Raw genomic sequence first — 13,236 nt, forward strand, 5'->3', positions numbered from 1 at the left:
ACACGTCCAGCGCCGACGGGCAGTGTCGTTGGCATGAGCGACACCGCCGAGCACGCTGCCCGTGAGACCGGACGACAGGCGAGACGCGCCGCCGACAGCCGCTGGTTCGAGCTGCTGGCGCGCGGCGGGTTCGTCGGGAGCGGTGTCGTGCACCTGCTCATCGGGTACCTGGCGATCCTGCTCGGGATCGGCGACGCCGCGGCGGGGAGCGGCTCGCAGGGGTCGCAGTCCGGCGAGACCGACCAGTCGGGAGCACTGGCGCAGCTCGCCGCCGTCCCCGGCGGCGTCGTGCTGCTCTGGATCGTCGCGGTCGGCACCGCGGCCTTGTGCCTCCGCCTTGTGCTCGAGGCGGTCATCGGCGGCCGCACGGACACCACCCGGGCCTGGCTGAACCGGGCGAAGAACATCGGCAAGGCCGTCGTCTACGGCGTCATCGGGTACTCGGCCGGGTCGTACGCGCTCGGCGCCGGCAAGAGCTCGTCCGGGTCGACGAAGAGCGCCGCCGCGCAGGCGTTGGCGACACCCGGCGGGGTGTTCCTGCTGCTGCTCGTCGCCGCGATCGCCATCGCGATCGGGATCGGCCTCGTCGTCATCGGCATCCGCCGCTCGTACCGGAAGCAGCTCGTCACCCCGCCGAAGTCCGTCGAGCGGCCCCTGACCGTCGTCGCCGTGGTCGGCTACGTCGCGAAGGGCGTCGCGGTCGTCATCGTCGGCGTGCTCGTCGCCGTCGCCGCCTTCCGGAGCGACCCCGACCAGGCGACCGGGCTCGACGGGGCCTTCGACGCCCTGCACCGGATGCCCGGCGGGGTGTTCGTCCTGATCGCGATCGGGATCGGGTTCCTGGCGTTCGGCGTCTACAGCTTCTTCCGCGCGAAGTACGCGAAGCTCTGATCGTCAGTCGCGGTCGCCGAACAAGCCCAAGCCGTGCTTCGTGAGCACGTCGTGGGCATCGCCGAACGTCTCCGGCTCCGGCGCGTCCGGCTCGTACTTCGCCAGCAGCAGCCCGAGCAACCCCTTGCCCGGTGCGGTCAACGGCCGTCGGCGCTCCCGGTCGCCCGGTCCCGTCCGCGAACGCTCCGGGTTCCGCGGGACGTACGGCTTCGCGACGTCCGGCCAGAGCTGCGGCTGCCGGGGGACCTTCCGGTTCAGGACGTTCTGGATGCCGCGGGCGCCGGCGTCCCGGTGCGTGACCGGCTCGAGCCCGTGCTGCTGCGTCAGCGTGTGCACGATCGCGGCGTGGTGCATCGGGTCGTTCACGATCGTCCCTGGCTCCGTGTACGCGGACACGACGAACGTCGGTACACGGCCACCGAGCCGGTCGAAGGTGAACCCCATCTCACCGGGGTCCGGCTTCCCCGACGGCGGGACGGCCCCCGGCGGCGGGACGTGGTCGTAGATGCCGCCGTGCTCGTCGAACGTGACCACGAGTGCGGTGTTGACCGCGTTCGAGCCCCGCGTCGACCGGCCGCCGCGAACCGCACCGTAGACCTCGGCGAGCAGGGCCTCCGCGGCCCGGACGTCGGACATCGCGCTGTCGAACGGCTCCTCGCCCGGGACCTCGACGACCTTCGGCCGGTTCTGCGGCGGGTGCATGTCGTTGTGGTCGAACACCATCCGAGGCTCGACGAACGCGTAGTCGGGCAGGTCGCCGTTCGCCGCGTCCGCGTGGAACTGCTCCATGCTGCGGAAGTTCGTCTTCCAGTACCGCTCGATCGACGGCGCGTGCAGGAACCCCGTCAGGGAGACGACCTGCTCGGCGTCGAAGTACACGCGCCAGGTCTTCCCCGCGTCCTCGAGCCGGTTGAAGATCGTCGGCACGTCCGGGGCGTCGAGCCACTTCTGCGGACCGCCGTCCCGGGTGTTCGTGACGAATCCGTGCGACGTGCTGGCGTGGAAGAACGACCGGTTGCAGAACGTCTGTGAGGGGACCGCGCAGTGCCAGTGGTCGTACACCGCGAAGGACTTCGCGAGCGTCGAGAACACCGGCAGCATCTCGGGCGAGAAGCCGCCCATCACGCGCGAGTACTCGGCGACCGTGGGCTCCCGGCCGCGTTCGATGCGGTAGTTGACGACGTAGTCGTGGACGAAGCCCGACATCGGCGGGGCACTCGTGTCCGACGGCGCGTTGTACGGTGCCGCGTACCCGTGCTGCTCGGGTCGCTCGTTGGACGCCGGATCGACCACACCGAACCACTGCGTGTTGACATGTGGGTAGAACTCGCCTGGGTCGGGGTCCGGCTGCGACATGACGTCGTCGGTCGACCCCTCGTAGACGTGTGCGGGGACGACGGTGCCGTCTGGGGCGGTGTTCGCGTACGTCCCGGACTGCAGCCCCTCGAACGACTGCCCGTCGCCGAGCTCGTCGTCGGTGTACAGCCGGCCGAGCACGTGGTCGAAGCTCCGGTTCTCGAACATCAGGACGACGACGTGGTCGAAGCCGGGTTCACGACGTTCCGGCAGCGGGGTGAACCCGTACCGCTCGTCCTGGACGTGCCGGTCGTACGCCGCCGACGCGCCGACGGCACCCGCACCGACGGCGGCACCGGCGGCACCGATGCCCGCTCGGCGGAGGAACGCCCGGCGTGAGTGCTGCTCGTCTGGCGACATGACGGCAGTGTTGCGCAGCCCACCCCCGCGCGCAACGGCCCCGTGATATACTGCTGATGCTCGCCTTCGTTGAGGGTGCAGAAGTAGAAGCCGGTGCTCCCCGTCCTTTGATGGGACCCGGCTTTCGCGCTGTCACGGCTTGATCTCCACGACGTCGACGTCCAACGGCTCGGGCAGACTGGATCCGCCCGCGACACACGCCCCGACCATCCCGAGCACTTGGTCCGGCAGCCACAGGAGCGGTTCGTCGGACGGATGTCCGTGTTCCACGCGCATGGTGGGTGGCAGTACTCCTCGTATCCGCAGCGTGTCCACGGCGCGTCGGTCCCTGGCCATCAGCGCGGTCGGTCGGGCTTCCAACGTCAGCAGCGACGCAGCTCGGCCGGCGAGCTCCCACACGAGCCGCTCCAGACATGCGGAACGAGCCCGTTCCTGCTTCGGCAGGTCCATCGGACGCGCGATGACGACGACGTGCGATGCCGCGAGGGTCGTGACCACGTCGACCACCCGTGCTCGGTGCCGCCGGTCGAGCTCGTACCAGTGGAGTTTTCGTCCGTCGGCACCCCGGAGGGAACGCAGCCGATCGCGCACCGCGTCCGCATCGGCGGAGTCGACGATCGATGCGCCGAGCAGGTAGGCGGGGCCGTCGAGGCCGTGCGAGCGGATACTCTCGTCTCCCCAGGCGTGCAGCGGTCGGATCATCACGCAACGCTCACAGCTGGCGAGCCACCGTGGCGCTCGGAACCGGATGCTGTGGACAACGCCGGGGCCGATGTCCCGCGGACGGGGAACTGCCGGGGTAGCCTGGGCGACTGCCCGACCCACGAGGAGAGACCAGTGAACGACGAGACCCCGCGCCACGCCGACCAGCTGGAGCACGCGGAGAACGCCGACGTCGTGGTCAAGGTCGACCGGATCGAGGTCGACGGCACGAACGTCCGCGTCAGCTCCATCGGCGACACCGGGGTCCGTCCCTTCGTGCTCGTCGCCGGCCTCGGCATCGCGTCGACCTACTACGAACGGCTCGCCCCGAACCTCAACGAGTTCGGACCCGTGCACGCCCTCGACCTGCCCGGGTTCGCCGGCGTCCCGAAGTTCCGCGGCGCGGTGTCGATCGAGCGGTACGCCGACGCCGTCGAGCGCGTCCTCGACGAACTCGGGCTCCAGGACCCGGTCCTCGTCGGCCACTCGATGGGCACGCAGATCGTCACCGAGGTCGCCGCGCGCCGCCCGCAGATCAGCGACCTGGTCCTGATCAGCCCGGTGATGGACTCGAACGCCAGGACCATCAGCGAATCGGCGGTCCGCTTCGTGCGGTCCGCCGTGCACGAGCCGGCGGCGGTCCGCTGGCACGCCGTGACCGCGTACGCGCTCTGCGGCTGGCACTGGTTCCGGAAGGTGCTGCCGAAGATGGTCGCGTTCCGGATCGAGGACCGCGCCCCGCAGGTGCGGGCGCGCACGCTCATCGTCCGCGGCGAGCACGACGCCCTCGTGCCCCGCGACTGGATCCGCCGGCTGGCCAGGGTGTTCCCGTACGCCGTCCTCCGCGAGGTCGTCGACGGCGCGCACTCGGTGATGCACGCGCAGGCCGACGCCGTCGCGGCGCTCGCCGTGGCGCACGTCCGCGGGGACCTGCCCGATCGCGGGGTGTCGTCGTTGCAGCGCGTGCGGGACGACTCGACCGCGTCGGACCTCGCTCGGCTCAGCCCGGGGGACGCCTGGCTCGTCGTGAAGGCGCGGTTCCTGGAGCTGTTCGGGATGGCGAAGGGCGACGACGAGGTCCTCGAGGCCGGCAAGTCTGCCCACGCCGTCGCGATGGCGGACGAGGCAGACGCCCCGGTGGCGCCGGAGGACCGCGCAGCGGTCGTCGACGCGGCTGCCCCGGAACTGGACGAGCACAGCCAGCGCAAGGCCGGCTAGCGACGCGACGCACTGGAGGCCCGGTGCCGGTCCGACGGACCGGCACCGGGCCTCCATGTCGCCCGCGATCAGGGCGTGATGCGGCCAGGCAGCATGTCGGGCGTGAGCGCGTGCGCCTCGGCGAGGACCTTCCGGGCCTCGTCGGTCTTGTCCCACACGTTCCAGAGCAGGACGCCGCGGACGAGCTCATCGTCGTCGAGGTAGTAGACGACGCCGGTGGTGTTCGGTTCCTGCCAGTCCTCGACGGTCCGGAGGGACGTCGTGACCTGGCCGACCGCCTCGTACCCGACGTCGAAGACGTCGGAGTAGAACATCGGCGTGTGGTCGTATGTCTCGTCGGCGTCGGCGAGGTTCCGCCCCGCCTGTCGTCCCTGCTGCTGCGCGTTGTCGACGTGCTCGACGCGGCGGGTACCGAGGATCCGGTCCGGGTACTCGGCGACGTCACCGGCGGCGAACACCGCCGGGTCGTCCGTGACGAGCGTGGAGGACACCACGATGCCGTCGTTCACGGTGAGACCGGCTGCTGCGGCGAGCTCGGTCGCGGGCTCGATGCCGAGACCGGCGACGACCGCGTCCGCCTCGATGACCGAGCCGTCGTCGAGGGTGAGCGTCACGCCGTCGTCGTGTTCGGCGCCGGATGCGACACGTCGGCCGAGCCGGAGTTCCACGCCGTGGTCCACGAACCGCTGCTGGAACGCGGCGGCGAGCGCCTCGGGGAACATGTTCCCGCCGACGACCTCGTCCGGGTCGACGAGCGTGACGCGGGCACCGTTCTGCACGACGCCCGACGCGATCTCGGTGCCGATGTAGCCGCCACCCACGACGACCACGTGGGCTCCCGCATCGGCGAACCCGCGGAGCTTCCGGTAGTCGGCGGCACTGCGGTAGTCGAGGACGCGGTCGGACGGCTCGAGTCCGGGGAGCCCGCGGGGGTGTCCACCGGTGGCGATGAGCAGCTGCTCGTAGCCGAACGTGCTGCCGTCGGCGGTCGTCACGGTCTTGCCGTCTCGGTCGATCGACGTCACCACGGTCCCGAGCACGAACTCCGCGCCCGTCTCCTCCGTGTGCAGGTCGACCTTGTCGTCCCAGCTGAAGTCCGGGTCGGTCCAGAGTTTCTTCGACAGGGCCGGCCGGGCGTACGGTCGGTCGACGTCCTCGCTGATGATGCCGATCGAGCCGTCGGCATCGATCTCCCGGATGCCCCGTGCCGCCGAGTCGGCGACCATCCCGCCGCCGACGATGAGGTAGCGGTAGTCGGTCATGTGTGCGTCCTCCTAGATGGTGGCGACCGAGCCGGAGTCGACCCGGTAGTTGGCGCCGTTGACGAAGCTCGCGAGGTCGGAGCACAGGAACGCGATCACGTTGGCGACCTCTTCCGGCTCGCCGCGGCGCTTGAGCTCCATGTACGGACGCTCCTCGTCGAGGAAGCTCGTGATCGCCTCGTCGAAGGTGGTCCCGAGCTGTTCGGCGCGCCGTTTCATCATCGCGTCGGTCATCGGCGTGTGGATGAAGGCAGGGGAGACGGTGTTCACGAGCAGGCCCTCTGTCGCGTAGCTGCGCGAGAGCCCCTTCGCGAACGAGAGCACCCCGGCCTTGGCGGCGCAGTACGGCAGCTCGTCGTCGTACGGCTGCGACGCGTCCTCGGACACGAGGTACACGATGCGACCCCACCCGCCGTTCCGCAGGTCTCCGATGAACTCGCGGGTGATCCGCACCGGCCCCATCAGGTCGACGTCGAGCGTCGACGTCCAGCCGTCCTCGTCGATCTCGTGGAAGAGCCCCTGAGCGCCGGTGACGCCGGAGGACTGCACGAGGATGTCGATCTCGCCGACGGCCTCGCGGACCCTGGTGTGCAGGTCCGCGAGGCTCGACGCGCTGGTCACGTCAGCGGCGAACGCGTGGAGCTTGCCGTACGGCGCTTCGAGCTGGTCGGCCGAGTTGTCCAGCTGCGACTGGTCGAGGTCGCTGACGACCACCGTCGCACCCTCGGCGAGGAGGATGCGAGCGGTGTTCCAGCCGATGCCGGAGTCCGCGCCGAAGACGAGCGCGGTCTTGCCCTGGATCCCGAGGTCCACGTGGTGGTCCGCGCTACGCGTGGGCCGAGGCGTCGGCGACCGCGGGCGTCGTCGCGCTCGCGAGCGGGGTGCTCGGCGCGCGGTTCTCGGCGCTGACCATCCACGCGAGCTGCTCGAGGCGCTCGATGAAGCCGTGCAGCAGGTCCGCGGTCGTCGGGTCCTCGTCGTCGACCTCGTCGTGCACGTCGCGCATGGTCCCGGTGGCCTGGTAGAGACGCAGCGTGACCTGGTCGATCGCGTCGTGCGTGGTGATCTCGCCCTCGGGGAACTGGTCGAGGTGGCTCGTCGCCGCGACCGTGCTCGAGCGGCCGTCCGGCACGGCGTAGAGCGCACGCATGCGCTCCGCGGTGTCGTCGGCGAACTCGCGTGCGGCGTCGACGATCTCGTCGAGCTGCAGGTGCAGGTCGCGGAAGTTCGTGCCGAGGATGTTCCAGTGGGCCTGCTTGCCCTGGACGTGCAGGTCGATGAGGTCGACGAGGACGGCCTGCAGGTTGGCGGCCATCTTTTCCGATGCGTGCATGATCGGCTCCTTCAGCAGTGTTCGCGGTTGGTGACCGTTCCGGTCTACGCGGTGCGTCGGAGTCGTTTCACAGTGCACGGGGAGGGTCGTGTCCCCCCGCCGCGCTCAGCGGACAGGCCGGACGCCCCGGTCAGTGCCCAGGCGTCGTCGCAGCGGGGTCGATCTGGTCGACGGCGTCGCGCATCTGCTCGAGGAACACCGCCACGACACGGGCGTCGGCTGGCGGCAGGCCCTCGGCGATGGACATCATCCGACGGTGCATCACACCGAGCGTCGCGCGGACCTCGTCGTCGGTCTCGGTCGTGGGGGTGATCACGAGCGCGCGTCGGTCGGTGGGGTGTGGCTCGCGCCGGACGTGGTTGCTCCGCACCAGGCGGTCGATGAGGATCGTCGTCGACGCCGAGGAGATCTTCAGGTAGGCGGCGAGGTCCTTCGGACTGACCTTGCGGCCGGACCGCTGCGCCTGCAGGAGGTAGCGGACGGCGAGCAGGTCCGTCTCGCCCATGCCCATCGAGTCGCGGGTACGCCGTCGCATCGCGGTCTCGGCGGCCCGGTAGCGACGCAGGGCGTTGAGGACCGCGACGCCGCGTTGGGTCGCGTCGTCATCCGGGAACCAGTATCCGGATGCTTCCGTGATCTCCTGCGTGGACATGGGGTTCAGGGTAACCCGTCTCGTTGCTAGACGGTCTAGCGGCTTCCGTACCCCGGAACGGACGGGAGGCCCGTGGCGGATCCGCCACGAGCCTCCCGTCCGTCCTGGGGGTACGGTCCCTACGCGGCGGCGGGCTCCGCGGTCGCCTCGGCGAGCGCGGTCAGCGCGCCCTGCACGAGCTGGGTGACCTCGTCGTCCTCGCGCGGGTGGGTCTCCGCGAAGCGGACGACCGACTGCGGGATGGCGACCTTGACGTCCTCGAGGACCTTGGCACCGGCGATGCCGGCGGCCTTGCGGGCGTCGTCGTGCGCCCAGACGCCGCCGTACTGGCCGAAGGCGGAACCGATGACCGCCACGGGCTTGCCGGAGATCGGGGAGGCGCCGAACGGACGCGATGCCCAGTCGATCGCGTTCTTCAGCACCGCGGGGAGGGTGCCGTTGTACTCGGGCGTCACGAGCAGCACGCCGTCGGCGTCGGCGAGGGCCTTGCGGAAGGCGACGGCGGAAGCGGGCGGGGTGTCCCCGTCGATGTCCTCGTTGTAGAACGGCAGGTCGACGATGCCCTCGTGGACGGTGGGGGTGATGCCCTCCGGCGCGTGGTGGATCGCTGCTTCGGCGAGCTTGCGGTTGATGGAGTCGGCGCGGAGGCTGCCGACGAGGACGACGACGTTCGTCATGGGGATCCTTCTGTGCTCGTGGTTCTGGGACGGAAAGGTGTCAGAGACAACCAATACGTTCGCACGCAGCGCTATTCCCGAACTGGGCGTCGTCGGTACGGTGGCGGGGTGACCGACCCCAGGACGCCCGACAGCACCCCTGCGACCCCCGACGCGGACTGGTGGCGCGACGCCGTCGTCTACCAGGTCTACCCACGGAGCTTCGCCGACTCGGACGCCGACGGACTCGGGGACGTCGCCGGCATCACGAGCCGGGTGCCGTACCTGGCGGGACTCGGTGTCGACGCGATCTGGCTGTCGCCGTTCTTCCCGTCCCCGCTCGCCGACGGCGGGTACGACGTCGCCGACTACCGCGACGTCGATCCTCGGCTCGGCACGCTCGACGACTTCGATGCCCTGGTCCGTGCGGCACACGCGCACGACATCCGGGTGATCGTGGACGTGGTACCGAACCACACGTCGTCCGAACACGCGTGGTTCGAGGCCGCGCTCGCCGCCGAACCGGGATCACCCGAACGGGCGCGGTACGTGTTCCGGGACGGCACCGGTGACGCCGGGGAGCTCCCGCCGAGCGACTGGGTGTCGAACTTCGGCGGCAGTGCATGGACCCGCGTGCCCGACGGCCAGTGGTACCTGCACCTGTTCGCCCCGGAGCAGCCCGACCTCGACTGGTCGAACCCGGCGGTGCGTGCGGACTTCGAGGACACGCTCCGCTTCTGGTCCGACCGCGGGGTCGACGGGTTCCGCGTGGACGTCGCGCACGGGCTCGCGAAGGACCTGTCGACGCCGTACCGCCCCTCGAACGAGCACGACCTGCCGCTCGACGGGTCCGACCCGCTGTACGACCGCGACGAGGTGCACGAGATCTTCGCCGCCTGGCGGCACGTCCTCGACGAGTACGACCCACCGCGCGCAGCCGTCGCCGAGGCCTGGGCCCCTGCGCCTCGACGGGTCCTGTACGCCCGGCCGACGGAGCTCGGGCAGGCGTTCAACTTCGACCTGCTCGAGTCGCCGTTCGACGCATCGGCGTTCCGGCAGGTCATCGAGCGGAACCTCGCCATGTCCGAGCAGTCGGGGGCGTCGAGCACGTGGGTGCTCTCGAACCACGACGTGGTGCGGCACGCGACGCGGTACGCACTCCCCGCCGGCACCGACACGGACGCCTGGCTGATGACCGACGGGGTCTCGCCGGCTCCCGACCGTGACCGGGGGCTCCGACGTGCGCGTGCGGCGTCGTTGCTTCAGCTCGCGCTCCCGGGATCGTCGTACGTCTACCAGGGCGAGGAGCTCGGGCTGCACGAGGCCGCGGCGATCCCCCGCGACCTGCTGCAGGACCCGAAGTGGGTCCGGTCTGGGCACACCGTCAAGGGCCGGGACGGCTGCCGCGTGCCGATCCCGTGGACCGAGTCGGGGCCGTCGTTCGGGTTCGGCGACGTGGCACCCTTCCTGCCCCAGCCGGCGGACTTCGGCGCGTGCTCGGTCTCGGCGGAGGACGGCGACCCGACCTCGACGCTGTCGCTCTACCGGGCGGCGCTCGCTGCCAGGCGCCGACTGCAGTCGGGTGAGTCGCTCACGTGGCTGGACGCGCCAGCCGCGGTCGTCGCGTTCGCGCGGCACGACGGGTGGCGCTCGGTCACGAACTTCGGCACCGACCCGGTGCCGCTCCCGGCCGGGCATGTGGAGGTGGCATCGGGACCGCTGGGTGACGGCGTGCTGCCGGGCGAGACGACGGTCTGGCTCTCGTAGGCAGCGGCTCCTCCACACCCGGGAGGCTCGTGGCTGCGATCCACGGATCGTCCCACCACCGCCGCTCGGTCGCGCCCCGATCGCGACGATCGGGGCATGACAGAACGCATCCACACACCGCCGCGAGCAGCCCGCCGGGTGCTCGCCGTCGCCGTGTCGCTGGCCGCCCTCGCGGTCCTGGCGATCCCCGCGCTGCAGACCCCGTCCGCATCCGCCGACGACCTCACGTTCCCCTACGACAACGCGTTCGACACCGGCCAGGGCGGTGTCCTGAGCGGCGATGCGCGGATCGTCGACGGGCGACTCCGCCTGACGGACGACTCCCGCGGACAGGCCGGCTCGTGGTCGACCACTGACACGTTCCCCTCGACGCTCGGGCTCGACATCGAGTTCGAGTACGCGATGTACTCGGACGACCCGCGCGCCGGTGCGGACGGCCTGCTCCTGTACCTCGCCGACGGCGCGGCCGAGCCGGGCATCGGCGGGACCGGGGCAGCGCTCGGGTACGCCTGCCGTCCCGAGAGCACGCAGGGCCAGGGGCCGTGCGACACCGCGGGCATCCCGGGCGGGTTCGCGGCGATCGCGCTCGACCGGTACGGCAACTTCTCGCTGCCGATCAACGACAGTGGTCCGGGGGTCACACCGGACGCCGTCGTGGTCCGCGGCTCCGGTGACGGGACGGACGGCTACCGGTTCGTCGCCAACGCCGTCGCGCCCGGCCGGGTCGAGACCGACGGTCCGACGACGCGCACCGTCCGGGTGCAGCTGCTGCCGGGCGACGACGGCGAGCTCGCCGTCAGCGTGCAGCTCGAAGCCGGCGGGGGCATGCGGACGGTCCTCGACGGCGTCCCGCTGCACGGCGCAGGCCAGGCGGCGCTCCCGCCCACGCTGCGGCTGGGCTTCGCGGGGGCGACCGGTGCCCACGTCAACGTGCACGAGATCGACTCGCTCAGCGTCCGGCAGCCGGCGGACCTCCGCGTCGAGCACGACCTCCCGCCCGTGGCCGCCGGGGAACACGTCCGGTACTCGGTCACCGCGTCGAACGTCGGCCGGAACGCATCGGACCCGAGTCCGTTGACGGTGGACGTCCCGGACGCACTGCACGACGTGACGTGGGCGTGTGCGGCCTCGGACGGTGGCGGGTGCTCCGCGGCCGACGGGACCGGCGACGTCGGCGTGGACCTCGCGCTCGACCGCGGAGCATCGGCGACCGTCACGATCGAGGGCGCCCTCGATCCCGGTGCCACGGGTGAGCTGGTGAGCGTCGCGACGATCGCGACGGCGCCGCACCTGGCGGACGCGGACGAGACCGACAACACCTCGCGAGCGACCGCGGTCGTGACCGCGTCGGCGCAGCTCGAGACGGACAAGTCCGTCGAACCCGCGACCGGGGTCCGTCCTGGTGACCACGTCGAGTACCAGGTCGTCGCACGGAACCGCGGGCCGGCGACCGCCAGGGACGTCTCCGTCGTCGACGACCTGCCGGCGGCGCTCGTGTTCGTCGATTCCGGGGACGCCTGCGCCGCGGCCGGACAGCGGGTGACCTGTGGCGACGGGACGGACCTCGCGCCGGGCGAGGAACGGGCCTTCCGGTTCCGGGCGTTGCTCGGCGAGGACTACCGCGGTGACGGCTCGGACGTCGTGAACGTGGCGACCGCTGCCTCGCCGACCGACCCCGACGGCGGAGATCCCTCGCCCGGTGTCGCGATCGAGGTGGTGGATCCCGACGCTCCGGACGATGCCTCGGTGCCGCCGGGGCCGAGCGCTCCCGCCGCGAGCGTGCCGGAGCGCTCGACCGCTCCCGCCGCCGACCGGGGTGGGACCTCGAACCCACGCGGCGGTGCGCTGGCCTACACCGGCACCGACGACCTCGGGATCGTCGCGGCGATCGGGGGCGTGCTGGTGGCGGCAGGAGCGGGCTGCTGGTGGGTGGCACGACGTCGCCTCCGTGCCGACCGCCACGAGGACTTCGTCGGCGACTGATCGGAGCAACCGAGGGTGCTCCGGCCCGTCGCAGGTCGGAGCATCCTCAGCTCGGGTGCGGCCCACACGGACGGGGCACATCCCGGTCGGCGGTAGGATCGTTCGAACGATCCACATGCCCGAAAGAGGTCTCGTGTCCGACTCCGTCGCCGACGCACACCAGCGCGCGCGGTACTGGCCGATCCCCATCCTCCGGGCCGTCCCCGCTGCGATCGTCGCCATCGTCATCACCTTCTCGTCCAACCACGCGGCCGGGTACGGCCTGCTGCTGTTCGGCGCGTTCGCGGTCGTCGAGGGCGTCGTCCTCGGCGTCGGCAGCCTCACGCGACTCCGCGATGACGACCGGTCGCGGCGCACCGCCGTCGCCCAAGCCGTCGTCACGGTCCTCGCGGGCGTCGCCGGGATCGCGTGCAACGGCCTCGGGCTGCCGGCCTTCATCACGATCGTCGTGGCGTTCGCCGTCCTGACCGGCGCACTCGAGCTCACCCAGGGCATCCGCGCTCGCCGCACCTCGCCGTTCGCCAGGGACTGGATGACGATCGGCGGGCTGACCCTGCTGCTGGCGATCGGGTTCCTCGTGACCCCGCCGGACTACTCGCAGCAGCTCGGCGGCATCGAGCAGGTCAGCGGCGTCCTCGACGCGTCGATCGTCCTCGTCGGCCTGCTCGGCGCGTACCTCGCCATCACGGCGGTCTTCCACGCGATCGCCGGCCTCTCGCACAAGTGGGGGACGACTGCACCAGCGGCGTCCCCGAACGGAGCTCCACACGCATGACCACCCCCAGCCGTCGTGACCGCCTGCGCCCGGTCGAGCTCCTCGGGATCTCCGCGATCATCGCGGTGTTCACCGGGCTCGTCGTGCTCATCTCGACGAGGGAGGTCACGCTCGCGCTGATCTTCCTCGGCATCGCGTTCATCGTGGTCGTGGTGGTCCTCGCGATGCTCCAGCTCGCGTCGACGAGTGACCAGGACGACAACGACATGCTCGGCGGGCACAAGACCCCGGGTGAAGGAGACGGCGACGGCTTCCACTGAGGTCCGACGACCCGAGCAGGG

Annotated in this window: 13 protein-coding genes; 6 read left to right on the forward strand and 7 right to left on the reverse strand. The window is 71.2% G+C overall.

Annotation, left to right across the window (positions count from 1 at the left end):
- Window positions 1-33: 33 nt before the first annotated feature.
- Window positions 34-891, forward strand: a complete 858-nt coding sequence (locus tag AAEP80_RS05285) for a DUF1206 domain-containing protein (protein ID WP_281266663.1) — start codon at window positions 34-36, stop codon at window positions 889-891.
- Window positions 892-894: 3 nt separating this feature from the next.
- On the opposite strand, the gene AAEP80_RS05290 is transcribed toward AAEP80_RS05285, so the two are convergent.
- Both AAEP80_RS05290 and AAEP80_RS05295 read right to left on the reverse strand, forming a co-directional pair.
- The gene (locus AAEP80_RS05290) at window positions 895-2,607 is read right to left on the reverse strand and encodes an alkaline phosphatase family protein (protein ID WP_420366243.1); all 1,713 of its coding nucleotides are present in this window, start codon (window positions 2,605-2,607) and stop codon (window positions 895-897) included.
- A gap of 132 nt (window positions 2,608-2,739) precedes the next feature.
- The gene (locus tag AAEP80_RS05295) at window positions 2,740-3,309 is read right to left on the reverse strand and encodes a hypothetical protein (protein WP_420366244.1); all 570 of its coding nucleotides are present in this window, start codon (window positions 3,307-3,309) and stop codon (window positions 2,740-2,742) included.
- Between the two features lie 135 nt (window positions 3,310-3,444).
- On the opposite strand from AAEP80_RS05295, the gene AAEP80_RS05300 reads away from it, so the two are divergent.
- Window positions 3,445-4,527: an alpha/beta fold hydrolase gene (locus tag AAEP80_RS05300; protein WP_420366245.1), complete on the forward strand. Its 1,083-nt coding sequence runs from the start codon at window positions 3,445-3,447 to the stop codon at window positions 4,525-4,527.
- 68 nt (window positions 4,528-4,595) lie between these two features.
- Here AAEP80_RS05300 and AAEP80_RS05305 read toward each other — a convergent pair whose 3' ends face one another.
- From AAEP80_RS05305 to AAEP80_RS05325, 5 genes are all read right to left on the reverse strand, one after another.
- Complete coding sequence (locus tag AAEP80_RS05305; protein ID WP_420366246.1) at window positions 4,596-5,789, reverse strand: NAD(P)/FAD-dependent oxidoreductase; 1,194 nt, start codon at window positions 5,787-5,789, stop codon at window positions 4,596-4,598.
- A 12-nt stretch (window positions 5,790-5,801) separates the two neighbouring features.
- A complete protein-coding gene (locus AAEP80_RS05310; protein WP_420366247.1) occupies window positions 5,802-6,602 on the reverse strand; it encodes an SDR family NAD(P)-dependent oxidoreductase in 801 nt (266 codons plus the stop codon).
- A gap of 13 nt (window positions 6,603-6,615) precedes the next feature.
- Complete coding sequence (locus AAEP80_RS05315; protein WP_281266669.1) at window positions 6,616-7,122, reverse strand: Dps family protein; 507 nt, start codon at window positions 7,120-7,122, stop codon at window positions 6,616-6,618.
- 130 nt (window positions 7,123-7,252) lie between these two features.
- On the reverse strand, window positions 7,253-7,774 hold the full coding sequence (locus AAEP80_RS05320; RefSeq protein WP_281266670.1) for a MarR family winged helix-turn-helix transcriptional regulator: 522 nt from the start codon (window positions 7,772-7,774) through the stop codon (window positions 7,253-7,255).
- Window positions 7,775-7,893: 119 nt separating this feature from the next.
- Window positions 7,894-8,451 (reverse strand): NADPH-dependent FMN reductase, encoded by a 558-nt coding sequence (locus AAEP80_RS05325; protein WP_413600123.1) that lies wholly within the window; start codon window positions 8,449-8,451, stop codon window positions 7,894-7,896.
- A gap of 108 nt (window positions 8,452-8,559) precedes the next feature.
- Here AAEP80_RS05325 and AAEP80_RS05330 point away from each other — a divergent pair, with 108 nt between their 5' ends.
- From AAEP80_RS05330 to AAEP80_RS05345, 4 genes are all read left to right on the forward strand, one after another.
- The gene (locus AAEP80_RS05330) at window positions 8,560-10,197 is read left to right on the forward strand and encodes a glycoside hydrolase family 13 protein (protein WP_420366248.1); all 1,638 of its coding nucleotides are present in this window, start codon (window positions 8,560-8,562) and stop codon (window positions 10,195-10,197) included.
- 96 nt (window positions 10,198-10,293) lie between these two features.
- Entirely contained in the window at window positions 10,294-12,180 is a 1,887-nt protein-coding gene (locus AAEP80_RS05335) for a lectin-like domain-containing protein (protein WP_420366249.1), read from the forward strand.
- Window positions 12,181-12,313: 133 nt separating this feature from the next.
- On the forward strand, window positions 12,314-12,955 hold the full coding sequence (locus tag AAEP80_RS05340) for a DUF308 domain-containing protein (RefSeq protein ID WP_420366250.1): 642 nt from the start codon (window positions 12,314-12,316) through the stop codon (window positions 12,953-12,955).
- Entirely contained in the window at window positions 12,952-13,215 is a 264-nt protein-coding gene (locus tag AAEP80_RS05345; RefSeq protein WP_281266675.1) for a hypothetical protein, read from the forward strand. The genes AAEP80_RS05340 and AAEP80_RS05345 overlap by 4 nt, the downstream gene beginning before the upstream one ends.
- The last annotated feature ends 21 nt before the right edge of the window (window positions 13,216-13,236 follow it).

This window comes from Curtobacterium sp. L3-7, from assembly GCF_048756585.1.
Taxonomy (GTDB): Bacteria; Actinomycetota; Actinomycetes; order Actinomycetales; family Microbacteriaceae; genus Curtobacterium.